Source organism: Streptomyces sp. NBC_00358, assembly GCF_036099295.1.
In the GTDB taxonomy this organism is placed as follows: Bacteria; Actinomycetota; Actinomycetes; order Streptomycetales; family Streptomycetaceae; genus Streptomyces.
The window spans coordinates 2,337,942-2,364,769 of record NZ_CP107976.1 but is presented as its reverse complement, the minus strand read 5'-3'; the positions used below and the strand labels follow the sequence as shown (position 1 = coordinate 2,364,769).

Sequence of the window (26,828 nt, the reverse complement as noted above, 5' to 3'; positions counted from 1 at the left end):
TCAGTCCTTCCGGAGGATGGATTCGAGGACCGCGGCGACGCGTGCCGCCGGGTCGGGTCCGAGGACGCCGCTGTGGGCGCAGGCCAGTTCCCGCACGTCGAGGCCCGCGGTGAACGGCCGCCAGGCCGCGGCCTTCTCGGCCGTCGTGGCGTGGGCGTCCCGGGTGGCGGAGAAGAGGATCGTGCGGCCGTCGTACGAGGACGGACGCCAGGCGCGGGAGAGGTGGATGTGATGGGCTCCGGCGTCGGTCAGGGTGTGCAGGACCCGGTCGTCGAAGGCGGCCAGGGGGCTCTCTCCGGTGCGGACCACCGCGAACGCCTTGGCCCGGTCGAGGGCGCCGGGCGGCGGGGGCCGGTCCGGGGCGTGGCTGTCGAGCAGGATCCGCAGCGTCTCCCGCTCGACCACGTCCGCGGGCAGCCGGGGTGTGCCGGGCGGCTGCGGCATCGCGTCCAGCACGGCCAGCAGCCGCACCTCCTGTCCGGCCCGGCGCAGGCGTACGGCCATCTCGTGGGCGACGGGACCGCCGAACGACCGGCCGACCAGCGCGTACGGGCCGCTGGGCACCAGCGCACGGATCCGCTCGACATACGCCTCGGCCAACGCCCCTACGGTGTAAGGCAGTTGCTCCACCCCTTCGGTGAACGCCGGGCTCTGCAGGGCGTGTACCGGCCGCTCGGGGTGGAGGTGCGGGAGCAGGGCGGCGAAGGACCAGCCGAGGCCCAGGCCGGGATGGACGCAGAAAAGGGGGATGCGGCCCCCGCCGGAGCGCAGGGTGAGAAGCGGTGCCAGATCGGCGTCGGGGGCGAGGCCGGCGTCGGGAGGGAGGCCGGTATCGAGCCCGGTGGCCGGGCCGAGGCCTGCGATCGGGGCGGGGCCCGCGGCCTGGGCAGGGCTCATGGCCGGGGTGGAGCCTGCGGCATGGACCAGGCCCGCGGACGGGGCCGGGTCTGCCGCGTGGACAAGGCTCGCGGTCGGGCCGGGGCCCGCGACCGGGGTGAGGCCCGCGACGGGGGCGGTGCCGGTGGCCTGGAGCGCAGCCGGGGTGCGAACGGCGGCGAGGCGGGTCGCCAGGGTGGCCGGGGTCGGTGCCGTGAACAGGGCCGCGAGCGGGACCGGCCTGCCGAGCGCGGCCTGCGCCTTCGACACCAGGCGCAGGGCGGTCAGCGAGTGGCCGCCCGCCGCGAAGAAGTCGCTGTCCGGGTGGATGCCGGACACGCCGAGGACCTCCGCGAACAGCGCGCACAGTTGCCGTTCCCGCTCGTCGCGCGGGGCTCTGCCCGGCACGGCCGCGGGGGGTGTGCCCGAGGGTTCGGGCAGCGCGGCCCGGTCCGTCTTGCCGTGCCGGGTGAGCGGTACGTGGTCGATGCGGGCCCAGACGGACGGGACCAGGTGGGCGGGCAGCCTGCGGGCGGCGAACTCCCTTGCCCGGGCCAGGGTTTCGGCCCAGCCCTCGTGCAGCGGCTCGTCGTGCGGCCCGTTGCGCGGCCCGTCGTGCGGCTCGTCGGGTACGAGCCAGGCCGCCAACCTCTTGCCGCCCGCCGCGTCGGGGCGGGCGGCGACCACCGCCCGCCGGATACCGGGGCAGGCCGCGAGCGCGGACTCCACCTCGGCCGGTTCGACACGGAAACCGCGGACCTTGATCTGGTCGTCGTCACGGCCGGCGAAGTCCAGCACGCCGTCCACCGTCCAGCGGGCCAGGTCGCCGGTGCGGTACATGCGGCTGCCCGGTGGACCGTACGGATCGGCGACGAACCGTTCGGCGCTCTGTCCGGGCCGCCCGAGATAGCCGTGCGCGAGTCCGGTCCCGGCCAGGTACAACTCGCCGGTGCCGCCCACGGGTACGGGACGCAGCGAGCCGTCCAGGACGTACGCGCGGGTGTTGTCCAGCGGGCGCCCGACGGGGACGGCCCCCGGGCCGCCGTCGGCGGTGTGGGCGGTGGCGAAGACGGTCGCCTCCGTGGGCCCGTACCCGTTGACGACGGCCGTGCCCGGGCAGTGCGCCCGGATCCGGGCCACCGTGCCGGGTGCGAGCACGTCGCCGCCCGCCCAGATCTCGGTGAGCCCGGTGACCGCCTCCGGTGCGATCTCGGCGACGGTGCGCAGCAGTTCGGGTGTGAGGAGCAGCGCGGTGATCCGCCGCCCGGGGATCACACGCCGCAGGAGGTCGGGGGTGACGGGGCCCGGCTCGGCGAGGACGACGGTCCCGCCGTTCAGGAGCGGGATCCACACCTCGTACGTCGCCGAGTCGAAGGTGTACGGGGCGTGCAGGAGCACGCGCCGGTGTCCGCCGCCCTGGAAACGGGCGTCGGCGGCGAGCTCGGCGATACCGCGGTGCGGGACGACGACACCCTTGGGTTCGCCGGTGGAGCCCGAGGTGTAGAGGATGCAGGCCGCCGCGTCGGGGTGCCCGGCGCGCACGGAGGGAACGGAGGCAGGCGGCCCGGTCTCCTGCTCGGCATCCGTCACGTCCAACGTCCGTATCGCGTCCGGTAGTTGTACGGCCGTGGAGCCCGAGGTGAGCACCAGCCGGACCCCGGCCCGCCCGGTCAGCCGGGCCAGGCGTTCCGGTGGCTGGGCCGGGTCCAGCGGGAGCCAGCAGGCGCCCGCCTTGAGTACGGCGAGCTGGGCCACGACGACGGCCGGCGAGCGGGGCAGCAGGAGCGCGACCGCGTCGCCCGGTGCCGTGCCCGCCCGGACCAGCCGGGCGGCGAGCGCGTCCGAGGCCGCGTCCAGGCCGGCGTAGTCGAGGACCGTACCGTCGGCCGACTCGACGGCCGGGGCCCGCGGGGTGCGCGCGGCCTGCGCGGCGAACCGGCCGGTGACGGTGGCCGGATCGGCCAGCGGGCGCCGCGGCCCGGTGGCGAGCGCGAGGAGCCGTCGGTGCTCATCGGGCGGGAGCACGTCGATCAGGTCGGCCGGCCGGCCGGGATCGCCCGCCAGTTGTTCCAGGGCCCGGGCCGTCCGGTCCGCCAGGGCGGCCGCGGACAGCCCGTGCCGGCAGCCGACCGACAGCCACAGCCGCTCGCCCGCGACGACGGCCAGCGTCACGGGATAGTGGGTCGCGTCCGTGACCTGGAGCAGGCTCAGCTCGTCCGGGCCCGCCTCGTCCTCGGCGCGCTGCGGGAAGTTCTCGAACGCGAGCACCGAGTCGAACAACCTCCCCACGCCCACGGCGCGTTGCACCTCGGCGAGGCGCGCGTGGTGGTGGTCGACCAGGGGGGCCTGCTCGTCCTGGAGACGGGTCAGCAGGTCCGCCGTGCTCTCACCGTTGCGCAACTGGACCCGCACCGGCAGTGTGTTGACGAACAGGCCGACCATGCTCTCGACACCGGGCAGGTCGTGCGGGCGGCCGGAGACGACAGCGCCGAAGACCACGTCCCGGGAGCCGGTGGTGCGGGCCAGGACCAGTGTCCAGGCCGCCTGGACAAGGGTGTTGAGGGTGACACCGGCCGTGGCCGCCTGCCGCACGAGGGAGGCGGTGACCGAGGCGGAGAGCCGGACCCGGGCCCGGTCGCACGCGGTGTCGTCGGAGGACGGGGACGCGAGCGGCGTCGGAGGCTCAAACCCTTCCAGGGCCTGCGCCCAGGCCGTCTCCGCCTTGTCCCCCTCGGTGGAGGCGCGGCGAGCCAGCCACGCCAGGTAGTCGCGGTAGGGCGCCGCGGGCGGCAGGGGCCGGCCCGCGACGAGGGCGGCCAGGTCCGCTTCCAGGACCGGCATGGACCAGCCGTCGAGCAGGATGTGATGGAAGGACAGCAGCAGTTCGGCGCCCGTGTCGTGGCGGGCGAGCGTGGCGCGCACCAGCGGCGGCCGGGCCGGGTCGAACCGCCGGGCCGCGTCCGCGCGCACGAGCTGCCGCATCCGGGCGGCCGTCCGGTCCGGGTCGAGCCCCGTCAGGTCGGCCTCCCGCCATGGCACCCTGACCGCGCTCGGGATGATCTGCACGGGCCGGTCGAGCTGTTCGTGGCGGAAGCAGGCGCGCAGGTTGGGGTGGCGCCGCAGGAGTTCCGTCACCGCGGCCCGCACCCGGCCCGGCTCGGTGCCGGGGCCCACGCGGAACCGGGCCTGGACCAGGTAGGGATCGGGGCCCGTCGTGTCCCGGAGGGTCTGGAAGAGGAGTCCTTCCTGGGCCGGGGACAGCGGAAGGACGTCGTCGACTCGCCCGCTCACCGGTCGTTCACCTCACTCTCGAAGTCCTCGAAGTTCTCGAAGTCCACGGATCCGTCCGGGTCGTCGACGGCTTCGAAGTCGTCGAATCCGTCGAAGCCGTCCGAGCCCTCCGTCTCGTCCGCGTCCTCGAACCCCAAGTCGTCCTCGAACTCGGTGAGCTGATCGAGGGTCAGTTCGACCAGCGGGAAGTCGGACGGGGTGTACGTGGCGGCCGGGCCGTCCGCCGTGTCCGCGACGAGCGCGGTGAGTTCCCCGGTCCACAGCCGGGCCAGCTCCCGCACCTCGTCCTCGGTGAACACGCCTTCCGCGTACGAGAACGTGGCCTCCAGACGCGGTTCGCCCTCCGTGCCCCGGGCCAGGGTGTCGATCTCCAGGGCGTGTGCCACCGGTACCGCGTCGGGCCCGGGGTCGAGCAGTCGGCCGCCGGCCGCGTCGTCCCCGGCGATCCGGCCCAGGTGGGCGAAGCGGACGTCGGGTCCGGGCAGCGCGGCCAGTTCGGGGCCGGCCTCGGGGTGGAGATGGCGCAGCAGGCCCCAGCCGAGTCCGGCGGAGGGCACCGCACGCAGTTGTTCCTTCACCTGCTTGAGCGCCGCGGCCCCGGTGTCCGCGCCGGGGTCGAGCCGGACCGGGTACTGGGTGATGAACCAGCCGACGGTCCGGGAGACGTCCACCGGCGCCGACAGCGCCTCGCGGCCGTGCCCCTCCAGGTGGAGGAGGAGGGCCGTTCCGCTGCCGCGGTGCCGTACGGCCGCCCGGACCAGGGCGGTGAGCAGCACGGCGTCCGCCCCGCAGTGGAAGGCTCCGGGCAGGGTGACGAGCACGTCCTGGGTGAGCCCGGCGTCCAGCTCGACGGTGACGGTGCCGCGGCGTGCGCCGACCCCGCGGCCGGCGGCCAGCCGCGCCTCTTCGGCACCGGCCAACTGCCCCTTCCACCAGTCCAGTTCGCCGGTCGCCCGGTCCGCCTCGGCGGGCAGCAGTCGGGCCCACCGTACGAACGAGGCACCGGACCCGGATCCCGCCTCGGCAGTCCCCTCCAGCGCCCGGGCCAGCTCGGGTCCCAGCACGCGCCAGGACACCCCGTCGACGGCCAGGTGATGCACGATCAGGAGCAGCAGGCCGGCCCGCCCGGGGCCGGCGTCGAGCCAGACGGCCCGCAGCATCTCGCCCCGCTCCGGATCGAGTTCGGTGGTCCGGGCGAGCTCCGCGGCGAGCGCCTCCGGTGCGGTGTGCGCCGGGACGGCGACCCGCTCCGCGCGGACGGCGGCGGACCCCACCTCCAGTTCCCAGTCGGCGTGCTCGTCGTGCCGCAGCAGGCGCACGCGCAGGGCGGCATGCCGCTCGGCCAGGCCCGCCACGGCCGCGCGGACGCGGCCGAGGTCGGTGCCGTCCGGTACGGGGAACACCATGGACTGGGTGAACGTGCCGAGCGGGGCGGCCTGTTCGCGCCACCAGTGCATGATCGGGGTGAGCGGGAAGCGGCCCTCGGGGATGTCGGGCCCGGTGTCCGGTCCGACGGCGGCCGGGCGGGCCAGGGCGGCCAGCCGCGCGGGCGTACGGGCGGTGAACACGTCTCTCGGGGCGAGGAGCAGACCGGCCGCGGCGGCCCGTGCGGCGAGCTGGATGGCCATGATGCTGTCGCCGCCCAGCCGGAAGAAGTCGCCGTCGGCGTCGACGGAGTCGAGACCGGCGCCGAGTACCTCGGTGTACAGCGTGCGCAAGGTCTGTTCGGCGGCGGAGGCGGCGGAGGCGGAGTCTCGGCGGACGGCGGGGCTCGCGGCCCGCGGTGCGGGCGCGGGCAGCGCGGCCCGGTCGATCTTGCCGCCCGATGTCAGGGGGAACGCGCCGAGGACGACCACGTCGGCCGGGACCAGGGCGGCGGGCAGCCGTTCGGCGGCGTGGGCGAGCAGGTCGTCCGGTTCCGGGGCGTGACCGGCGACCGGGACGACGTATCCGACGAGTTGGGGCCGGCCCGCCCGTCCTTCCCGGACCAGGACCACGGACCGGCCGACGGAGGGGTGTTCGGCGAGGGCGGCCGCGATCTCCGCGGGCTCCACACGCAGGCCGCGCAGCTTGATCTGGTCGTCGGTGCGGCCCAGGTAGTGGGTGGTCCCGTCGTCGTCGCGCCAGGCCAGGTCGCCGGAGCGGTACATGCGGGTGCCGGGGGGACCGTAGGGGTCTGCCACGAACCGCTCGGCTGTCAGGGCGGCGCGGCGCAGATAGCCGTGGGCCAGCGGGCCCGCGAGGTAGAGCTCGCCGCGGGTACCCGGGGGTACCGGGCGCAGGCACTCGTCGAGCAGGCGTACCTGCGCGCCGGCGACCGGGGTGCCTAGGGGCGGGGCGGCCGCGCCGGGCGTCAGCGGGTCGCAGAGCGTGACCGCGACCGTCGCCTCGGTCGGTCCGTACACGTTGTGGAAGCCGCGTCCGTCCACCGCCCAGCGGGTCACCAGCTCCGGCGGGCACGCCTCCGCCCCCACCGCGAGCACCCGCAGGTCCGGGTAGACCCCGGTGGGCACGGTGGCCAGCACCGCGGGTGTCGTCATGACGGCCGACACCCGCCGTGCGGTCAGCACCCGCCCGAGGTCCTCGCCGACCAGCATTCCCTCCGGCGGCAGCACCAGCGTGCCGCCCGAGCCGAACGCCATGCACAGATCGGCCACCGAGATGTCGAAGGTCGGCGTGCCGAGCTGGAGCACCCGGTCCCCGGCGCCCAGGGCGAGGCGGTCGGACAGGGTCGCGGCGAGCGCGGCCAGACCGGAGTGCGGGACGACGACACCCTTGGGGGCGCCGGTGGAGCCGGAGGTGTGGATGACGTAGGCGGGGGCGGACGGGTCCGGGTAGGGGCCGCTGAAGGGCTCGCCCTCGTACGCCTCCGGGCCCAGGACCAGCGTCGGCGCCTCGGCGCACACGAACGCCGGGTCGTCCGTGACGACCAGGACCGGCCGCGCGTCGGCCAGCGTGCGGCGCAGCCGTTCGGCGGGGTGCTCGGGGTCGAGCGGCAGATACGCGGCGCCGGTCCGCTGGACGGCCAGCGCGGTCACCGGCCAGTCGGTGCCGCGGCCGCGCAGGAGGGCCACGACCCGCCCGGGTCCGGCGCCGTGCCGGGCGAGCAGTCCGGCCAACCGGTCGACGCGGTCCACGAGTTGGGAGTACGACAGGGTCAGCGCACCCGTGTCGAGGGCGGCGGCGCCGGGCGTGCGGGCGGCCTGGCGGGCCACCAGCAGCGGCAGCGAGAGCGGCTTCCCCGCGGCGGGGCCGGCCGAGGCGTCGAGCAGCCGGTCGCGCAGGGGCGTCGGCACGATGTCGAGGTCGGCCACGCGCAGCGCCGGGTCGGCCGTGACCTGCTTCAGGAGCTCGACGTAGCACTCCGCCCAGCGGTGCACCGCCTCGGGCGAGAACGTGTCGGTGCGGATCTCGAAGCTGCCGATCATCGCGTCGCCGTTGTCCTTCACCACGCCGACGAGGTCGTGCTCGCCGCCGGTGTGGATGCGCTCCGGCTCGGCGAACTCCCGTACCGCGGACACGCTCGGCTGCTGCGTCAGGTGCATGAACACCCACTGGAAGAGCGGGGAGCGGCCGAGGCTGCGCTCGGGTGCGGTGGCCGCGACGATCCGTCCGACCGGCAGGTCCGCGTTGGCGACGAGGTCGGGGAAGTCGGCGGCGAACACGGCGAGCAGGTCGGCGAAGGCGTCCTCGGGGCGCACCCGCCAGCGGGTGGGCACGGCGTTCATGACGTACCCGATGACCTGTTCCAGGCCCTTGGCGGAGCGGTTGGCGACGGGCGTGCCGAGCACCATGTCCTCGGCTCCGGTGACCCGGTGCGCGAGCACCGCGAACGCGGCCATCAGCACGCCGTACACGGTGGTGCCGGAGCGGCGGGCCAGCGCGCGGACCGAGGCCGCGGTGGGCGCGTCGAGGTCGAAGCCGATGTGGACGATCTCGTCGGGGTCGCGGTCCGGGTCGTCGGCGGTGGACCCGTGGCCGGGGGCGGCCAGCGGGCCGGGGAGGTCGGCGAGGTAGCGGCGCCAGAACGCCAGGCGTTCGGCGAAGACACCCGCCTCCTCCAACTCGCCCTGCCAGGCGGAGAAGTCGGCGTACTGCACGGCCGGCCGGGTCAGCCGAGGGCGGCCGCCCTCGCGGATCGCCCGGTAGGCCTCGGCGAACTCGGTCTGCAGCACGTCGAAGGACCACCAGTCGCCGATCACGTGGTGCATGCTCAGCATCAGCGTCGTACGCCGCTCGTCGACGCGGACGAAGCGGGCGCGCAGCAACTGCTCCCGCCCGAGCGAGAGGTCGAAGGGACGCCGGCGGAAGGCGTCGAAGGCCTGGTGGACGGTGGTGCCGGTGCCGGTCAGGTCGTCGTGCTCCAGGGTGAACGGGCCGAAGTCCGGGAATTCCACCTGTAGTTCGCCGTCGGCCGTCTCGCGTACGCGGGTGCGCAGGATGTCGTGGTGCTCCTGGATGAGGGTGAGCGCGGCCTCCAGGTGGGCCGGATCCACCGGTTCGTCGAAGTGGTAGGCGCAGCAGAGGTTGAGCGCCGGGGTGCCGGGATACAGCGACTCGTACACCCACAGGTCCTGCTGCGCGGGACTGAGCCGGACGGGCCGGGCGGGGTCCCGGGGCGGCACGACGGCGGGGATGTCCCGCACGCGTCCGCTCTCCACCATCCGCCGCAGCAGGCTGACCCGCTGCTCGCCGCCGAGGGCGCTGAAGCGGTCGGCGAGGGAGGCCGCGGGCCGGGCGAGGCGCCGCGCGACCGGGGAGACGGGGGCGGTCATGACAGGGTCTCCTTCAGTTCGGCCAGCCGGTGCAGGCTCGTGAGGACGTCGTCGGTTCCGAGGCCGAAGTCGACGAAGCAGGCGACCTCGTCGACACCCAGCTCCTCCAGATCGGCGAGCATCTTGGCGCAGTGCCCGGGTGAGCCCAGCAGGCTGCCCCAGCTCAGATAGCGCTCGAACGCGAACTCCGCGAGCAGCGCGGTCTTCTCCTCGGTGAGCGCGGCGGTGCCGGCGTCGGCGGTGCGGTTGGCGGCGGTCTGCCGCAGGTAGGAGGCGAGATAGGCCTTCAGCGGGGTGGCGGCCAGCCGCCGTACCTCGGCGTCGTCGGCGCCCACGAAGGTGTGTGCCATGAGCGTGACCCGGCCGTGCGCGTCGGTGCCCCGCTGGTCGGGGGCGGCCGCACAGGCGGTGCGGTAGCGGGCGATCCGGTCGGCGAGGTCGTCCCTGTTCTGGCCGACGGTCGCGCCGAGCACCCCGCAGCGCAGCCGGCCGGCCGCCTCCCAGGTCTCCGGGTTGCCGGAGGTGGTGATCCACAGCGGCAGGGTGTCCTGCACCGGGCGCGGCTGGGGCACCACGCTCACCGGCTTCCCGGTGCCGTCGGGGAACTCGGCGCTCTCTCCCGCCCACAGCGACCGCAGGAGCGGGACGGTGTCCAGGGTGTGGGCGCGGCGGTCGGCGTACTTGCCGGGGGCGAGGGCGAAGTCGGCGGAGTGCCAGCCGGTGGCGACGGACAGGCCCACCCGGCCGTGCGAGAGGTTGTCGACGACCGCCCAGTCCTCCGCGACCTTCAGCGGGTGGTGCAGCGGCAGGACCACGCTGCCTGCGCGGATCCCGATCCGCTCGGTGGCGACGGCGAGTGCCGCGCCGAGCACCGGCGGGCTCGGGAAGACCTGTCCGACCTGCTGGAAGTGGCGCTCCGGCGTCCATACGGCGTGGAAGCCGAGGCGGTCGGCGGCGCGGGCGACCGTGAGGATGTCCTCGTAGGTGCGCGCGTGCCGGGTCTGCGCGGCGGTGCTGTCGGCACCGAAGAACATCACGCTGAGGTCCACTGCCTGTCCTCCTGCTTCCTGGTGCCGCGGCGGGCTGCGGTTGCCGCCGCGGGCGTCTGGGGTGTCTGGTCGGGCACGCGCGGCACGCGAGGCCTGCGCGGGATGGGGGCCATGGCCGGCTGGGGGAGGGCCGTGGCCCGTTCGAGTCCGGCGGCGAGGGTGGCGACGGTCGGGGTGGCGAAGAGCTGTGCCGCGGGGACGGGACGGTCGGGGGTGCTGAGGCGGGCGGCGACCCGCACCGCGCGCAGCGAGTTGCCGCCGAGGCCGAAGAAGTCGTCGTGCCGGCCCACCCGCGGCAGGCCGAGGACGTCGCGCCAGACGGCTGCGACGCGCTCCTCCAGGGGGGTACGGGGGTGCTCGGGCGTGGGCGCGGGTCCGGCGGCCGTTGACGCGAGGCGGTCACCGGCGCCGGCCCGGCGGGGCGGCTCGGGCAGGGCGAGTGCGGACAGGCGTGTCTCCGGGGCGGCCGCGGCCGCCGCCAGCGTCTGAGTGAGTGCCTCGGCCAGCCAGCCGACGAAGGGCTCCTCCAGCGAGTCGGTCCGGTACTCGAAGGTGAGGGTGAGGCCGCCGGGTGTGCCGTCCGGGCCGGTCGTCTCCAGGACGTCGACGAGGAGCTCGAACCGGGCCGACCCCGTGCGCACCAGCTCCACGCCGTTCTCGGCGCCGGGCAGCGCCACTTCGGCGCGGGCGTTGTTCTGGAGCGCGAGGACCACCTCGGTGAACGGCTGCCGACCGGGCCTGCGGGCCGGGTTGAGCGCGGCGACGACGTCCTCGAACGGCACGTCCTGGTGGGCGAGGGCACCGAGGCCGGTGTCCCGGACCCGGGCCAGCAGCTCGCCCGCGGTGGGGTCGCCGGACGCGTCGGCGCGCAGGACCAGCAGGTTGACGAAGAACCCGACGACGTCCTCGACGTCGCTCTCGGACGCCCGCGCGGCCACCGGCACGCCCACCGCCGTGTCGGCGTCGGCACCCGCCCGCAGCAGCACGGTGACCAGAGCGGCGTGCAGGGCCATGAAGAGCGTGGCGCCCCGGTCCCGGGCCGCGTCGGCGAGCCGCGCGTGCGCCGCCGCGTCCAGCCGCCGTACGACGACACCGGCGTCCGGACCGGGCACGGCGGGCCGCTCGGGGCGGCGCGGGAGCAACGGTCCGTCGGCGGGCAGCGCGGCCAGCCGCTCGCTCCAGTAGGCGAGCTGGCGGGCGGCGGGGGACCGCGGGTCGGCCGTGGAGCCGAGCCGGTCGAGCCGGCGGCGGGCGTGTTCGGCGTACGGGACGGCGAGCGGACCGAGCCGGGCGGGCCGGCCCTGCGCGCGGGCGGCGTAGGCACGGGACAGATCGCGGAACAGCGGCCGCAGCGACCACCCGTCACCGGCGATGTGGTGCACGAGCACGAGCAGCGCGTGCTCGTCCGGGCGTTCCTCCAGGGTGAACAGCACGGCCCGGCAGGGCAGTTCGGCACGCAGGTCGAAGCGGTACCGGGCCTCCTCCGCCAGCCGGCCGTCCAGTTCGGCCGCCCCGACACGCACCCGGGCGAACGGCGGGCGCGCCGACGCCCCGCGCACCACCCGTCGTACGGGTACGCCGTCGGCCTCGTCGAAGAGCGTGCGCAGCACCTCGTGCCGATCGGCCACGTCGGCGAGCGCCTCGGCCAGCGCGTCCGGGTCGACCGTTCCCCGCAGCCGCACCAGCATCGGCAGGTTGTAGGCGGCACCCGCACCGGTCCGGTCGAGGAACCACAGGCGCCGCTGGGCGTCCGAGACGGGCAGCGGGCCCGAGGCGGGGGCGGGGGAGGGCGGGGCCGCGGCGGCGGGGGCGCGGTCGACGAAGGGGGCGAGACGTGCGGGGGTCGGCGCCTCGAAGAGGGTACGGATGTCGAGCTCCACGCCGAGCACCGAGCGGATACGGCCCGTCAGACGGGCGGCGAGGAGGGAGTTGCCGCGCAGGTGGAAGAAGTCGTCGTCGGGGGCGACCGGGGTCGCGAGGACGTGGGAGAACAGGTCGCACAGGGTGCGTACCGTTCCTTCGGCCGCCTTGCCGGAGGCGGCGGGCGCGGAGCCGGAGCCGGGCTCCGGCAGGGCCGCCCGGTCCAGCTTCCCGCTCGGTGTGAGCGGGAGCGCGTCCAGGGGCACGAAGGCGGCCGGCACCAGGTGGTCGGCGAGGATGCCCCGGGCGTAGGTGCGCAACTCCTCGGCCGTGGGCGCCTGTTCGCGGCCGCCGCGCGGGACGACGTACGCGGTGAGCTGGCGGTCTCCGGCGGGGTGGGTGTGGGCGACCACGGCTGCCCGGTCGATGGCGGGGTGGCCGGTCAGGACGCTCTCCACCTCGCCGGGCTCCACCCGGAAACCGCGGATCTTCACCTGGCTGTCGGCGCGTCCCCGATACTCCAGAACGCCGTCCGGGCCGCGCCTGACCAGGTCTCCGGTGCGGTACAGGCGCTCGCCCGAGGGGGCGGCGACGAAGCGTTCGGCGGTGAGGGCGGGTTGTCCGACGTACTCCCGGGCGAGGCCCGCGCCGGCCGCGTACAGCTCGCCGGTACCGCCGTCCGGGACCGGCCGCAGCCGCTCGTCGAGGACGTACAGGCGTTTTCCGGCGAGCGGACGGCCGATCGGCAGCGGGCCGCCGGTGCGCAGGTCCTCGGGGGTCACCTGGTGGACGGTGAGGAAGACCATGCACTCGACGGGTCCGTAGCCGTTGCTCAGCCGCAGCCCCGGCCGGCGTTCGAGGGCCAGGGCGACGTGCGGGGGCGACAACGCCTCGCCGCCCACGAGGAGTTCACTCGGGCCGGCGAGCGCGTCGGGGTACTCGTCGACGACCACGTTGAAGAGGGACGCCGACAGGTACAGGGACGTGACGCCGTGCTCGGCGATCAGGCGGGCCATCACGAGGGGTTCGGGCCGCCCCGGAGGATGGAGCACGCAGGTGCCGCCGTTGACCAGCGGGCCCCACAGTTCCAGCGCGAAGGCGTCCCAGGACAGGGGCGCGCACTGCAGCCAGACGGCACCCGGGCCGAAGGAGGCGAAGTCCTGGCCGGTGAGGGTGGCCGTGACGGCCTGGTGCGGGGAGGCGATGCCCTTGGGCCGCCCGGTCGAGCCCGAGGTGAACATCACGCAGGCGCGATCGGTGGGGCGTACGGCTACCGCGCCGTGGGGCAGCGGGAGGGCGCTCGCCGCGTCCTCGGGGTGCACGACGGCCGCGTCGACGCCGGTCGGCAGGCCGGTGCGGGGTGCGACCAGCGCGGTGACGGCCGCGTCGGCGGCCATCGCCCGCAGGCGTGCCACCGGGAAGGCGGGGTCGAGGACGAGATAGGCGGCTCCGGCCTTGAGGATCCCGAGGACGGTCACCACCAGCTCGGCGGACCGCTCCAGGTACACGCCGACGGTGTCACCGGGCCGTACGCCCCGCTCCGCGAGGAGCCCCGCCGTCCTGGCGGCGCGCGCGTCGAGTTCGGCGTAGTCCAGCCGGTCGTCGCCGTCGATCAGCGCGGTGGCACCGGGCGCCGACCGGGCCCGGTCCTCGACGAGTTCATGCACGCACTTCATCCCGGGCTCCTTCCTGGGCGTTCTGGCTGTCAGCGGTGTCAGCGGTGTCAGCGGTGTCAGCGGTGTCCGCGGTGTCCTGCGCGCCGTCCCGCACGGTGTCCGGGTCCGGGACGTCCACGTCCGCCAGCACCACGTCGATCTCGCGGATGTTCCGGCTGGCCAGCCCCCACAACGAGACCCCGATCCCGGCCAGTCCGGCGAGGAGGAACATCCCCGCCATGCCGCTGCCGGGACGGTCGCCGAGGAGCGGGCCGAGGACGGTGAACAGCCCCGTGCCGTGGGCGGCCTGAGGCTCGAAGACATGGTCGGCGAGCGGGCCGGACAGGGCGGTGGCGAGCGGCACGGAGATGTAGCCGAGGAACATCACCGCGCCGAAGACCCGGCCCTGCCACTCCTGGGGGACCTTGGTCTGCACGATGGCCTGCATCTGGGAGTTGACGACCGTCATCAGCAGGGCGCCGATCAGCACGGCCGCCGACCAGCCGGCCACCCCGTCGGCGAAGGCCATGCCCACCAGCGCGGACAGGCACATCCCGACGATCCCGAGCATCATCGAGCGCCCCCGGTTGCGCGGCCCGCCCCACGTGGCCATCAGCACACCGCCGGCGACTCCGCCGACGCCGATCGCGGTGTTGACCGTGGCGAGCGCGGCGCTGTCGGCCCGCAGCAGCACCATGGGCTGGATCAGTGCGAAGCCGAAGACCATGACCAGGTTGACGACACAGAAGTTGACGATCAGGTCCCTGAGGCCGGGCGTGCGGAACAGATAGCGCAGGCCCTCCCCGGACTCCGCGGTGATCCTGCGGCGCGGTCCGGCCGTCGGCGGCGCGGGCCGGTCGCCGGTCAGCCGCACCAGTCGTACGCCGATCAGGGCGAGGGCGTAGCTCACCAGGTCGACCAGGAGGGTCGGGCCTATCCCGAAGAGGGCGAGCATGACCCCGCCCAGGGCCGGGCCGCCGATGCTCGCCGCGCTCTTGGCGCCGGCCAGCAGCCCGTTGGCGCGCCCGAGCTGGTCCTTGCGGACGAGCAGCGGGACGGCCGAGGACAGCGCCGGGAACTGGAAGGCGGCGCAGGCGCCGAGCAGGGTGGTGGCCGCGTAGATCTGCCAGGAGTGGAGCAGCCCGAGGTAGTGGAGCAGGGCGAGGCAGCCCACGATCAGGAGGCCGCCGGCGTCGGCCAGTTGCAGCGCGGACCGCTTGCGCATGCGATCGACGATTGCGCCCGCAATGGGGCTGAGGACCGCCTGTGGGAGCAGTGCGCACAGCGAGAGTGCGGTGACCGCACTCGCCCGTTGCCCGGTGGACCAGACGTCCACGACGAAGGCGAACCTCACTGCCGCGCTGCCGACGAGTGAGACGGCCTGGCCCGACCAGACCAGCATGAGCGGCCCGAGGCCGGTGAATCGGCCAGGAGTTGAGTCGGTTGGAGTCGCTTTCACTGCACTGCCCCCAGGACGGTTGCATGCCGTACGGCCCGGCCCTCGTGGGGCCGGGTCCGTTGTCGATTGGCCGTCATGATGCGGGGGCCGATTACCGCCGCGTTCCCATCGCGAACGTCCGGGCGGGATCGGCGGGGTAACAGAACGGGACGGGACCGGGACCGGTCCAGGCGACGCTCCCGGTGTAGTTGTCTGCTCAATCCGCAGAAGGAGTACTGCCGTGAAGGACGCGCGGGACCGTTCACCCGACGGCACGGAGTTGGCCCACGCCCTCCAGGACCTGTCCTCCGTGGAGCGCTGGGCGGAGCGGGTGGCCGCCGACGGCGGCGCACCACCGTTCGTGGAACGGGCGCCCCTGGACGGACCGGAGTTCAGCGTCGAGACGGAGACGGTGGACGGGATGCACAGCGTGGCCCGGATCGCTCCGGCGCCGTCGGACGAGTCGGAACGGGCCGCCATGCGCTCGTTGGTGAGATCGCTCCTCGATCTGGCCGGCCATGAGTCGGGACCGGCCCGTACCCGGTTGGTGCTGACGCCCTCCGGACCGAGGGTGGTGGCATGCAGCCTGAGTGAATAGTCGCTGGTCGGAGCCGTTCCCGGGGCGTTCCCGGGACGGTTCCCCCTGCGTTCCCGCAGGGCGGTAACGGACGGGGACCGGCCTGGGAACGCCCCCCAGGAAAGTCAGTGGTGTCGGGAAGCGGAAATCACCGCAAACCACACAAACACCACTAAGGGGCGGGACCATGGGACGCAAGCTTGCTGGGCTCTTCGGGATTGTCGCGGCGGCGCTGGCCTTCGGTTTCGGCGCGGCACACGAGGCGGGACACTCGCAGGGCCGGCAGAGCGTGCAGCACCTCCGTGCGGACGTCCAGGACCCGACGGTCATCACCACCCAGGACGTCCAGGACCCCACCTCGGTCACTTACGCCGACGTGCAGGACCCCACCTCGGTGACCTACGCCGATGTGCAGGACCCGACGTCGGTCACTTACGCCGATGTGCAGGACCCGACCTCGGTCACTTACGCCGATGTGCAGGACCCGACCGCGGTCACTTACGCCGATGTGCAGGACCCGACCTCGGTCACTTACGCCGATGTCCAGGACCCCACCTCGGTCACTTACGCCGATGTCCAGGACCCCACCTCGGTGACCTACGCCGACGTGCAGGACCCCACCGTCGTCACCGTCCAGGACGTCCAGGACCCGACCTCCCTGGCCGTGTGACCCACCCGGACCCCCGCCCGACGACAGTGCCCCGCACCGGAACTCCGGTGCGGGGCACTGTCGTCGGGCGGGAAACTGGGCAAGACCCTCAGGTGCGGCGGCGGTTCGCGGGTACGCCCATCTCGGAGAAGAGCGCCTCGGCCGCCGCCCGGTGCGTGGCGGCCTCCTCCGCGCCGCCGAGCGCGTCGGCCATTCCCGCGAGGGCGTAGGCCTCCTCGATGCGGTAGCTGATGGCCGACGCGAGCTGGTACGCGTGGACGTGCAGGTCGAGCGCGCTCTTCGCGTCCCCCTGCCGGTACCGGAGGCGGCCCACCGTGTTCTCCACCTTGGCCCGGCGCAGCGGCGACACGTTCGACTCGACGAGTTCGAGGGCGTGGGCGACGAGATCGGGGGTGCGTACGGGCCGGCCGAGCCGCTCGTCGACGTCGGCGGACAGGGCCAGGGTCAGCGCCACGTCCCCCGGATCCCCGGCGTCGTCGAACAGTTCGCGGGCCTGCCGCAGACAGCGGTCCGCCTCGTCGTACGCGCGCAGCCCGACGTGCGCGAGGGCCAGGTCGGTGAGCGTGGCGGTCTGGTGCTTGCGCTGGCCGAGCCGCTCGCGCAGTTCGACCGCCCGCTCGGCCGCCGTCCTGGCGTCCTCGGGCCGGCCCCACTGCTCGTAGAGCGTGCTGAGGATGGTGAGGTTGTCGGCCTCCGAGCGGGCGACGCCCAGTTCCCGTTCGAGCGCGGTCGCCTTCTCCAGGTGGACCAGGGCGTCGGGGAAGCGGCCGAGCAGGCTGTTGAACTGGCCGAGGGTGCTCTCGCTGTGCGCCACCGTGTGCTGGTCGCCGAGCCGGTCGGCGACGTCCCGTCCCTCCTTGGCCACCTCGATCCCCTCGGCGAAGCGGCCGAGCTTCCAGCAGGCGACGCCCAGGTTGGACAGGCTCACCCCGAGCAGCCCCAGATCGCCGACCCGGCGCGCCGCGGCCACCGCGATACGCCCGAGGTCGCCGAACTCCTCCAGTTGTCCGTGCGCGTTGAGCTGGAAGACGAGGTTGCGGACCAGGCAGACCACATACCGGTCGTGGCCGCGCCGCTCGGCCAGGGCGACGGCCGAGATCAGTGCCGTCTGTTCGCGGGTGAACCACTCCTGCGCCCGGTCCGCGTCCCTGAGGTCCGGCAGCTCGGCGGCGGACGGCGGGATTCCGGTGTGACGCTTCTTCCGGCCGGGGTAGAGCACCTCGCAGGCCGTGTCGGTGGCCGTCAGGTAGTACCCGAGCAACCGTTCCACCGCCACCTTGTCCTCGCCGTCGGCCGACTCGCCCAGCAGGCTCTGCGCGAAGCTGCGGACCAGGTCGTGGAAGGCGTAGAGACCCATGTCGGGCTGCTGGACGAGGTGGACGTCGAGGAGTGTCTCCAGGAGGTCCTCCGAGTCCCAGATGTCCGTGCCGAGCAGCGCTCCGGCCGCGTGCACGTTGATGTCCCCGCCCGGATGCAGCGCCAGGATCCGGAACGCGGTACGGCACTTGTCGTCCAGGGCCTGGTACGACAGACGGAGGGTGGCGGAGACGCTGCGGGCGCCCGCGCTGAGCTCGTCGAGCCTGCGGGTCTCGTCCCGCAGCCGCTCGGCCAGGTACTGCAGGGTCCAGCGCGGACGATTGCGCAGCCGGGCCGTGGCGATACGCAGGGCGAGCGGCAGATGTCCGCACAACTGGGCCAGTTCCGCGGCGGCTTCGGGTTCGGCGGCGACGCGCTCCGCCCCGAGCGTCTCGGCCATCAGGGTCGTGCTCTCCTCGGCCGACATCGTCCCGACGGAGATCCACTCCGCGCCGTCGAGGTCCACCAGGCGGGCCCGGCTGGTGACCAGGACGACGCAGCCGGAGGAGGCGGGCAGCAGCGGGCCGATCCCGGCCGCGTCGGCCGCGTTGTCGAGGAGGATGAGCAGCCTTTTGCCGACGAGCGTGGCGCGCCACAGTGCGGTGCGGCCCAGCACGTCGTCGGGTATTCGGTCTCCCGGTATGCCGAGCGCCCGCAGCAGGCTGTCCAAGGCGGTGCCCGCCGGCACCGGCCGGTCGCCGGGAGTGTATCCGCGCAGGTCGATGTGGAGTTGGCCGTCCGGGTACTCCGGGGCGAGGAGGTAGGCGGCGCGCACCGCGAGGGAGGTCTTGCCGCTGCCGCCCATACCGTCGAGGGCCACCAGCCGCGGGCCCTGCTCGCCCTTCTGTGTTGCGCAGCGCAGCAGTTCGGCCAGTTCGGCCTCGCGGCCGGTGAAGTCCGCGAGGTCGTGGGGCAGGGTGCGGGGCGGCTCGGCCGGGAGCGGGACGGGAGCCGGCGCGAGGGCGGCGGGTTCGGGTCCGGCCAGCTCGGGGCTCTCGCGGAGGATGCCCTCGTAGAGCTTGGTCAGTCGCGGACCGGGGTCGACGCCGAGTTCCTCGACGAGCAGATCGCGGACCTTGGCGTACTCCTCCAGGGCCTCGGCCTGCCGTCCCGAGCGGTACAGGGCGACCATCAACTGGCCGCGCAGGGTCTCCCGCAGCGGGTGCTGGGCGGTCAACTCGCGTAGATCCGGGATGACCTCCGCGGACTCGCCGAGTGCCAGCCGTAGTTCGACGAGCTGTTCCCAGGCGGCCTGCCGGCGTTCCTCGATGGTGGTGGCCGCGGCCTCGATCACCGGGCCGCCGCTGCCGGAGAGCAGCGGACCCCGCCACAACGCCAGTGCGGCGCGCAGCAGTTCGACCGCCTCGGCCGGCCGGCTTTCGGCCACTGCCGTTCTGGCGGTGCGCACCAGCATTCCGAATTCGGAGAGGTCGTTCTGGGACTCGTCGATCACGATGCGATATCCGGGACCCTCGGTGAGCAGCACCTCGGCACCGCCCGGAATGCGTCTTCGCAGGTCGGCGACCGCCTTGCGGACCTGATGCGAAGCGGTGGCCGGAGGGTCCTCGTCCCAGGCCGCCTCGACCAGGCGGGTGACCGGGAGAACCCTTCCGGGCTCCAGTAACAAAGTGGCCAGAACCCGTTCCTGGATGATCCCGCCCAGTCTCAGCCGGGCACCCGCGGACCACCCCTCGATGGGGCCGAGAATATTGAACCGAAGCTGTTCCCCTGTTGGCGTCGTCACCGACGGCCTCCCCCTTCGTCGCCGCTTCCCCTTGCAGCTCGCTCCCGCTCGCGAAAGATCGTAACCGCATGCGGAACGCTGCGGTACTGGGCCGGGAAGCATTCGGGAAGAGTGACGCGCACTCTGTTCCCCGTCGGCAGGCCACGAGCACGGCCGACGACTTCCGCAAGGTATGCACACCGGGGAAATTCCTGCCGGACGCAGTGGTTCCGGACTCCTGGTCGACTCGGGTCGCCTACCTGGCACGTGACCAAGAATTGGGGAAGAAGGGGACATTGATGAATTCCGAGTCGGCATCCGGCCTCGATGTGCTGCTGCAGAACGCGCGGCGGCGGGCGGGCCTCACCCAGGAGCAGCTCGCCGGACTCTCCACGGTGAGTGTTCGCGCCATCCGGGACCTGGAGCAGGGACGCGTACGCAATCCCCGTAAGGAAACGCTCAAACTGCTGGCCAACGCGATGCGGATGAGCGGAGCCCGACGTGCCGAGCTCGAACTGGCCGCCGACGCCCACGCGGCGGGGCGGGTGCTTCAGTTCCTGTGCAGCGCGGAACTGGCCGCGCCGCCCCCGCCGTTGTGCCCCCTCATCGGCCGCCGGGCCGAACTGGAGGCGCTGACCGGCCGGCTGGACAACCGGCACGACCGGCTGCTGACCCTGGTGGGGCTGCCCGGAGTGGGCAAGTCCCGGCTGGCACAGGAGGCCGCGCTGGTACTGCACGCCCGGGACCGGATGCCGGTGCTGTGGGTGCCCATGGACCGCCCCGCCGGCACCGGCCCGGAGCAGGGTCCGCGGGCCCCGCTGAACGAGTGGGTCCGTGCGCTGGTCCGGGACGGCGACCGCTACGAGGACCTGACCGCCGTCATCGGCGCCAAGCCGACCCTGATCGTGCTGGACGGCCTCGACGACTCGGCGGCCGCCGTGCCCGCCCTGCTCGGACTGCTGCGCGCCTGCGAGCAGTTGAAGATCATCGTGACCACGCGGCGGGTGAGCCGGCCCCCGGCCGGCCGGCTGCTGCCGCTGGCCCCGCTGCCGGCACCGCTGCCGGTCCCGTCCGACGACGGGTCCGCCCTGCCGGGCGACTCCCTGGTCGCGGGCCGCCCGGCCGTCGAGCTGATGCTGTCGTACGTCAGCCACATGCGCCCCGACCTGCTGCCCACCGACGCCGTCGTCACCACCGTCGCTCACATCTGCCACCGGATGGACGGCATCCCGCAGGCGCTGGAGGCGGCGGCCTCCTGGCTGCTGCTCTACTCCCCGGACCAACTCCTCGACGTCGCCCGCTCGACCCCGCTGCTCCTCGTCGACGACGTCACCCCCGCCGCCGGTGACCCCGGCGGCACGCTGAGCGAGCGGCTGCACGCCGTGCTCGCCGAACTGGACGCCCGTACGGCCCACTTCCTCGGCACGCTGGCGGGCCTGCCCGAACCGTGGACGGTGGACGCCGCCGCGCGCGCGAGCGGCACACCCCTGGCCGAGGCCGCCCGGGACGTGCACGGCCTGCTGCTGCGTGGCCTGATCCGCCAACTGCCCACCGAGCCGGGCGGACCCGTCGGTTTCACCGTGCTCAACCTGGTCCGCGAACTGCTGCGCACCGGACGGCCGACGACCGCGGACCTGGTCGGCGCGGCCGACTGAACCTGCCCCCAGGACCTGCCCGAACCCGTTGATCCCTCTCGTACGAAAGGCACTTCACCATGCGCAACCTGATCTCCCTGGCCGATCTGACGCCCGCCGAACTCGACCGGATCGTCCAGCGGGCCGTGTTCTTCGGCCGCGCCGGTGTCGACCGCAGGACGCTCGACGGCAAGCAGGTCGGCGTCTACTTCCGCAAGTCCTCGACCCGGACCCGTACGTCGTTCTGGAGCGCGGCGACCCGGCTGGGCGCCGACGTCGTCACCTACGGCCCGGACGAGCTCCAACTGTCCACCGGCGAGACCGTGGAGGACACCTCCCGGGTGCTCGGGCAGTACCTGGACGCGCTGGTGGTGCGCACCAACGGGGAGGTCGAGGAGATACGGCGGCTCGGCAGCAGCCCGGACCTGGCCGTCGTCAACGCGCTGAGCCTGGACGAGCACCCCACCCAGGCGATCGCCGACCTGGCCACGCTCACCGAGCACTTCGGCTCGCTGGACGGGCTGCACCTGCTCGCCGTCGGCGAGGGCAACAGCTCCGGAGCGGCCCTCGCGCTGGCCGCCGCGCTCACCCCCGGTCTGCGGCTGACCCTGCTGTGCCCGAGCGGCTACGAGGTGCCGAAGGACAAGCTGGACCTCGCCGACGAACTCGCCGGCGGCAAGGCCCCGGTGACGCAGGTCGTGTCGCCCGACGAGGTCGAGGGCCCGGTCGACGCGGTGTACACCAGCCGCTGGCAGACGATGGGCGTGCCCAAGGCGAATCCCGACTGGCTGAAGGACTTCGAGGGCTTCCGTATCGACGCGGAGTTCCTCGCCCGCTTCGGCGGCCCGGACACCGTGTTCCTGCACGACCTGCCCGCCGTACGCGGGCAGGAGGTCACGGACGAGGTGCTGGACGGGCCGAGCAGCGTCGCCTGGCGGCAGGCCTACCACAAGATGACGGCGGCGATGGCGGTCCTGGAGTGGTGCGTGACCGGTGCCGGGAACTGAAAGCACGCGAAAGGCCGGGCGGGCTGGAATCATCCAGCCCGCCCGGCCTTTCGCTTTCGTTCTCAGCTCGCCAGCGCGGCGACGACGGAACGCGGGCGCATATCCGTCCAGTTGGCCTCGATGAATTCCATGGCCTCCTCCTTGGAGGCCTCGGCCTTGACGAGTTCCCAGCCGGCCGGCTGCTCGATGCGAGCGGGCCAGAGCGAGTGCTGGCCCTCGTCGTTGACGAGAACGACGTAACGGCCATCGGAGTCCTCGAACGGATTCGTTGCCATGGTGTTCCACCTCTGCGAAGTCGGGTCGGAAGTCGGGGTGTGGGAAGAACGCTAGATCCGCACGGCCTTCGTGCCGGGCAGCGTGCCAGGCAGTTGGGCGGCAACCGCCGGGCTCCGGTGGGCGCGTGTCAGGGCGATCCCGGTGGCCACGGTGGCCGCGCGCACCGAGGCGAGGGCCTCCCGCAGCAGTTCCGCGTGTTCCGACGGGGCCTGCGCGAGGCGCGGCCGGCTCGCCCGCACGAGATTCGACGCCGCCTCCAGTACGGCGACTTGGGCCTCTCCCAGGGCCTCGCTCCGGTCGATGCCCTCGCGTGCCCGGTCCAGAACGTCCTCCAGCGCGTCCGCCATGTCCTCACTCCTTACTCGGTCACTCGGGTGTGTCGTGCGCTCCAGTGTCCGGACCCGGAACGCGCCCCGGCGGCAGGTGGCCGCCAACTGCTGCCCGGCTGCCTGTCGGTTGCCGCCGGGGACGCCGGAAACGGCGGCGGCGCGAACCTACGGTGATGTCCGAGATGAAGTTCCGGGCCCACCGGAGCCCTTTTCTCTCCAACTCTCTTTCTCCCCTGTCACCCCATGATGTGGACGAAGCGAACAATGAAGCCTGTCGAATGGGCGGATCGCCCTCGATCCGGGCCGCTGGACGTCGTCGTTACCGGGCTGCCGTCCGATGCGCACACCTGGAATCTCGTATTCATCCAGTTGCTGCTCGAAGACCTCGGGCACAACGTCGTCAACCTGGGGCCATGTGTTCCCCAGGACGAAATCGTGGAGTCCTGCTGCAAGTCCCAGCCCGACCTGCTGGTGGTCAGCAGCGTCAACGGGCACGGCTTCAACGACGCCGGGCCGCTCATCGAGGCGGTCAGGTCCCGCTGGGAGCTCGCGGACCTGCCGGCCGTCATCGGCGGCAAGCTCGGCGTCGGCGGCCGTCAGGAGGCGCAGGCCGGCGAGCTGATGCGGGCCGGCTTCGACGCGGTGTTCCAGGACGGGGCGGGCTTCACCGCCTTCGAGTCCTTCGTCGGCGCCCTGCCCGCGCGCAAGGCGGTGGCCCGATGAGCGCACTCCACCGGCCCACCCCGTCCTTCGGCCGCTTCGTCGCCGAGGCGCAGGCCCGCGGGGCGCTCGTGGTGCAGCCGCGGATGGGGTTCTCGGACCCGGCGCTGATGCGCTCGGGCCTGCTGGCCACCAAGGGCGCGGCGGACGCGGTCGTCGGCACCGTCACCATCGACAGCTACACGCGGGTGGGCGACGAGCCGTCGGCGGTGCGGGCACTGCACGAGCGGGTCCCGCTCAACGGGTTCCCGATCACCTCCTACAGCCCGCACACCGCGGCCTGGGTGCTGGACGGTGTCCGCGACGCCGGCTTCCCGGTGCAGGTGCGGCACGGCTCGGCGAGCCCGCAGCGCATCGTCGCCGCGCTGGCCCCGCTCGGCCTGGACGCCACCGAGGGCGGACCGGTGTCGTACTGCCTGCCCTACGGGCGCACGCCACTGCTCGACTCGGTACGCAACTGGCAGGAGAGCTGCGAGGCACTGGCCGCGCTGCGGGGCGGTGGCGTGGAGCCGCACCTGGAGACCTTCGGCGGCTGCATGCTCGGCCAACTGTGCCCGCCGGGACTGCTGGTGGCGATCAGCGCCCTGGAGGCGCTGTTCTTCCACCGGGCCGGCCTGCGCAGCATCTCGCTCAGCTACGCCCAGCAGACCCACCCCGGACAGGACCGCGAGGCGGTGCACGCGCTGCGCCGACTGGCCGGCGAACTGCTGCCGGACACCGACTGGCACATCGTCCTCTACACCTACATGGGCCTGTACCCGCGCAGCCGCCGTGGCTCCCTGGACCTCCTCGAACGCTCCGCCGAGCTGGCCGTCCAGACGGGGGCGGCCCGGCTGATCGTGAAGACGACGGCCGAGTCGCACCGCATCCCGACGGTCGCGGAGAACGTCGAGGCGCTGCGCACCGCCTCGCGGGCGGCGGCCCGGCACCGCGCGGCTCCCGCTCCGGACGCCGGCCCGGCCGACAACGCCGTCTACGCCGAGGCCCGAGCCCTCGTGGACGCCGTACTCGAACTGGACGCGGATCTCGGGCAGGCGCTGCTGAAGGCGTTCGCCCGCGGTCTGCTCGACGTCCCGTACTGCCTGCACCCCGACAACGCGGGCCGCACCAGGAGCCGGATCGACGGTTCGGGCCGGCTCGTCTGGTCGGAGATCGGGTCGATGCCCATCGGCCCTGTCCAGCGGCGCGGCCGCCGGCTCACCGCGGCGGGTCTGTTCGACGCGCTGTCGTTCGTGCAGCGCCGCCACGACAGCGCCGCGAACAAGCCCACGGACAGGCCCCGCCCCGCCCCCTCGTCCGCACCCCGGTCCCCCCAGGAGGTAGCACCATGAACAGCACGCCCGCGTTCCCGTCCTCGCCCGACCAGCACCTGATGCGCGAGAGCACCCGCGCCACGCTGCGGGTGCAGTCCCGCATGCTGGCCGCGACCCGCGCGTTCCTCACCGGCCGGGGCTTCCAGGAGCTGCTGCCGCCGGTCATCGGACCGGTGACCGATCCGGGCATCCGGGGCTCCAAGCAGGTCGACATCGACTTCTACGGCCACAAGTACAAGCTGATGACCAGCGCGATCCTTTACAAGCAGGCCTCCCTGCTCGCCTTCGACAAGATCTTCTACATCGCGCCGAACGTCCGTCTTGAGCCCCTGGAGACGGCCGTCACGCACCGCCATCTCGCCGAGTTCCACCAGATCGACGTGGAGATGCGCGACGCCCGGCGCGAGGACGCGATGGAGCTCGCCGAGCAGTTGGTGGCGCACGTCGTGGCCGAGGTGGCCGGTGGACTCCCGGGCGAACTGGAGCTGTTGGGGCGGGACGCGGACGCCTTCCGCGAGGTGGTGCAGGGCGCGTTCGGCCGTATGACGCACCAGGAGGCCACCGCGGACCTGGTCGCGCTCGGCCACCCCCAGGACCCCGGCGCCGAGATCGACTGGCAGGGGGAGGAGATCATCTCCGCGAAGAGCAGCCGGCCCTTCTTCGTCGTCGACTACCCGAAGGGCTCGCGCGGCTTCTACGACCGTGAGGACCCGGAGCGGCCCGGCGTGCTGCGGAACTTCGACCTGATCGCCCCCGAGGGCTACGGCGAGCTGGCCAGCGGCAGCGAGCGCGAGCACGACTACGCGGCCCTGGTCACGCGGATGCGGGAGACCGGCGAGAACCCCGCCAAGTACGGCTGGTACCTGGACCTCGCCCGGCGCGGCATCCCCGCCAGCTCCGGCTTCGGCATCGGCCTGGAGCGCCTCACCCGCTACGTCACCGGCCGCGCCGCCGCCTGGGAGGCCAGCGCCTACCCGAAGCTGCCGGGAGTGGTGTCGGCATGAGCACCGTACTGAGCGCCACCGGCTTCCCCGAGGAACAGGTGCGGCACCGGGCCCGGCACGGCGCTGCCGCAGCCTTTCCCGCCCTGGACGGCTACGGCAGCGGCCTGCTGGGCGCGGTGCCGGCCGGGCAGGACGCGTACGACCTGCTGGAGCGGACCCGGATCGTGCCGCCGGTGTTCATGCCGCAACGGCTGAAGAAGCTGATCGAGCTGGCCCGCGAGCCGCTGTACACGGACGTCGAACTGGACGCCGTGGTCGGCGGGTTCGCCTCCCGGCTGCCGCTGTACGTGTCGGCGTTCGGCTCCACCCAGGTCGCCAGCCGCGACCTCGGCGAGGCGGCCGGCCGGCAGGCCGGGCGGCTGGGCATCCCGATGGTCATCGGCGAGAACGTCGTCCCGGTCAACGGCTACCGTGCCGCGTCCGAGGCCGAGGTCTCCCCGCTGCTCGGCCGGATCGCCGCCTACACCGAGGCAGCCGGCTCCAGCGGCAACGAGGGGTACGGCGGTGTCGTGGTCCAGCAGTCCACCGAGGACGCGGACGCCGAGGTGTGGAACCTCGTCTACAGCGACCCGGTGTCCGAACCCCTGCTGGCCTCCGGCCGGCTCGCCTTCGAGCTGAAGGTCGGGCAGGGCGCCAAGCCGGGCCTGGGCGGGCTCACCGTCCTGGGCCGTGAGGCCGCCGGGCGGGTCGCCGAACAGTACGCCACCGACGAGGTGTTCGGCACGGACGGCGACCGGGTGCTGCGGATCAGCAGCCCCGGCACGTTCACCGAGGAGATCCTGCGCCAGCAGATCCGGCTGATGCGCAACAACTTCCCGCGCGTGAAGGTGTGGGTGAAGCTCCACCCCGGCCGGGACGTGGCACTCGCGGCGGCCACCGCCTGGGCGGCCGGCGCGGACTCCGTCACGGTCGACGGCGCCGAGGGCGGCACGGCCTGGGCGCCCACCGGGTTCCTCGGCCAGGTCGGGCTCCCGCTCGGCGAATGCCTGATCCGGATCGGCCGTACCGGCAACTGCCTGCTGGCCAGCGGCCGGATGTGGGAGGGCACCCGGGCCGTGAAGGCACTGGCGCTCGGCGCCCACGCCGTCGGACTCGGCCGTGCCGCGCTCCTCGCGGTCGACGAGGACGCCGGGGACGGGCTCGTCCGCCTCGTCGAGAGCGTCGCCCTCGAACTGCGGCTGCTGATCAGCGCGCTCGGCAAGTACCGGGTGGACGCACTGGACGCGAGGGATGTCCTGCTTCCGCCCGGCTGAACACCCCTGATTCCTCTACGAC

Annotated in this window: 16 protein-coding genes; 8 read left to right on the top strand and 8 right to left on the bottom strand. The window is 73.7% G+C overall.

Annotated features, from left to right (window positions below):
• The 5 genes from OHT01_RS09780 to OHT01_RS09760 are packed head-to-tail and all read right to left on the bottom strand — an operon-like array spanning position 1 to position 14,908.
• Positions 1-4,167 (bottom strand): non-ribosomal peptide synthetase, encoded by a 4,167-nt coding sequence (locus OHT01_RS09780; protein ID WP_328552740.1) that lies wholly within the window; start codon positions 4,165-4,167, stop codon positions 1-3.
• Complete coding sequence (locus OHT01_RS09775) at positions 4,164-8,942, bottom strand: non-ribosomal peptide synthetase (protein WP_328552739.1); 4,779 nt, start codon at positions 8,940-8,942, stop codon at positions 4,164-4,166. Before OHT01_RS09775 ends, OHT01_RS09780 begins: the two co-directional genes overlap by 4 nt.
• Complete coding sequence (locus tag OHT01_RS09770; RefSeq protein WP_328552738.1) at positions 8,939-9,991, bottom strand: MupA/Atu3671 family FMN-dependent luciferase-like monooxygenase; 1,053 nt, start codon at positions 9,989-9,991, stop codon at positions 8,939-8,941. Before OHT01_RS09770 ends, OHT01_RS09775 begins: the two co-directional genes overlap by 4 nt.
• Positions 9,976-13,527: an amino acid adenylation domain-containing protein gene (locus tag OHT01_RS09765; protein ID WP_328552737.1), complete on the bottom strand. Its 3,552-nt coding sequence runs from the start codon at positions 13,525-13,527 to the stop codon at positions 9,976-9,978. Before OHT01_RS09765 ends, OHT01_RS09770 begins: the two co-directional genes overlap by 16 nt.
• Positions 13,511-14,908: an MFS transporter gene (locus OHT01_RS09760; RefSeq protein ID WP_328552736.1), complete on the bottom strand. Its 1,398-nt coding sequence runs from the start codon at positions 14,906-14,908 to the stop codon at positions 13,511-13,513. Before OHT01_RS09760 ends, OHT01_RS09765 begins: the two co-directional genes overlap by 17 nt.
• Before the next feature lie 277 nt (positions 14,909-15,185).
• On the opposite strand from OHT01_RS09760, the gene OHT01_RS09755 reads away from it, so the two are divergent.
• Together OHT01_RS09755 and OHT01_RS09750 are read left to right on the top strand one after the other, a co-directional pair.
• On the top strand, positions 15,186-15,542 hold the full coding sequence (locus OHT01_RS09755; protein WP_328552735.1) for a hypothetical protein: 357 nt from the start codon (positions 15,186-15,188) through the stop codon (positions 15,540-15,542).
• Between the two features lie 166 nt (positions 15,543-15,708).
• Positions 15,709-16,191 (top strand): hypothetical protein, encoded by a 483-nt coding sequence (locus OHT01_RS09750; RefSeq protein WP_328552734.1) that lies wholly within the window; start codon positions 15,709-15,711, stop codon positions 16,189-16,191.
• 88 nt (positions 16,192-16,279) lie between these two features.
• On the opposite strand, the gene OHT01_RS09745 is transcribed toward OHT01_RS09750, so the two are convergent.
• Entirely contained in the window at positions 16,280-19,291 is a 3,012-nt protein-coding gene (locus OHT01_RS09745; protein ID WP_328552733.1) for an AfsR/SARP family transcriptional regulator, read from the bottom strand.
• A 278-nt stretch (positions 19,292-19,569) separates the two neighbouring features.
• On the opposite strand from OHT01_RS09745, the gene OHT01_RS09740 reads away from it, so the two are divergent.
• Positions 19,570-20,925 (top strand): helix-turn-helix domain-containing protein, encoded by a 1,356-nt coding sequence (locus OHT01_RS09740; RefSeq protein WP_328552732.1) that lies wholly within the window; start codon positions 19,570-19,572, stop codon positions 20,923-20,925.
• A 59-nt stretch (positions 20,926-20,984) separates the two neighbouring features.
• Positions 20,985-21,911 (top strand): ornithine carbamoyltransferase, encoded by a 927-nt coding sequence (locus tag OHT01_RS09735; RefSeq protein ID WP_328552731.1) that lies wholly within the window; start codon positions 20,985-20,987, stop codon positions 21,909-21,911.
• A gap of 62 nt (positions 21,912-21,973) precedes the next feature.
• Here OHT01_RS09735 and OHT01_RS09730 read toward each other — a convergent pair whose 3' ends face one another.
• Together OHT01_RS09730 and OHT01_RS09725 are read right to left on the bottom strand one after the other, a co-directional pair.
• Complete coding sequence (locus OHT01_RS09730; RefSeq protein WP_328552730.1) at positions 21,974-22,186, bottom strand: MbtH family protein; 213 nt, start codon at positions 22,184-22,186, stop codon at positions 21,974-21,976.
• A gap of 51 nt (positions 22,187-22,237) precedes the next feature.
• A complete protein-coding gene (locus OHT01_RS09725) occupies positions 22,238-22,534 on the bottom strand; it encodes a hypothetical protein (protein ID WP_328552729.1) in 297 nt (98 codons plus the stop codon).
• Positions 22,535-22,780: 246 nt separating this feature from the next.
• Here OHT01_RS09725 and OHT01_RS09720 point away from each other — a divergent pair, with 246 nt between their 5' ends.
• From OHT01_RS09720 to OHT01_RS09705, 4 genes are read left to right on the top strand one after another with little or no spacing between them, the layout of a single operon-like run.
• Complete coding sequence (locus OHT01_RS09720; protein ID WP_328552728.1) at positions 22,781-23,239, top strand: cobalamin B12-binding domain-containing protein; 459 nt, start codon at positions 22,781-22,783, stop codon at positions 23,237-23,239.
• Positions 23,236-24,567, top strand: coding sequence for a methylaspartate mutase (locus tag OHT01_RS09715; protein WP_328552727.1), 1,332 nt, complete (start codon positions 23,236-23,238; stop codon positions 24,565-24,567). Before OHT01_RS09720 ends, OHT01_RS09715 begins: the two co-directional genes overlap by 4 nt.
• Positions 24,564-25,553 carry an asparagine synthetase A gene (locus tag OHT01_RS09710; protein WP_328552726.1) on the top strand — a complete coding sequence of 330 codons (990 nt, stop codon included), beginning with the start codon at positions 24,564-24,566 and terminating at the stop codon, positions 25,551-25,553. The genes OHT01_RS09715 and OHT01_RS09710 overlap by 4 nt, the downstream gene beginning before the upstream one ends.
• Positions 25,550-26,806, top strand: coding sequence for a glutamate synthase-related protein (locus OHT01_RS09705; RefSeq protein WP_328552725.1), 1,257 nt, complete (start codon positions 25,550-25,552; stop codon positions 26,804-26,806). The genes OHT01_RS09710 and OHT01_RS09705 overlap by 4 nt, the downstream gene beginning before the upstream one ends.
• Positions 26,807-26,828: the final 22 nt, after the last annotated feature.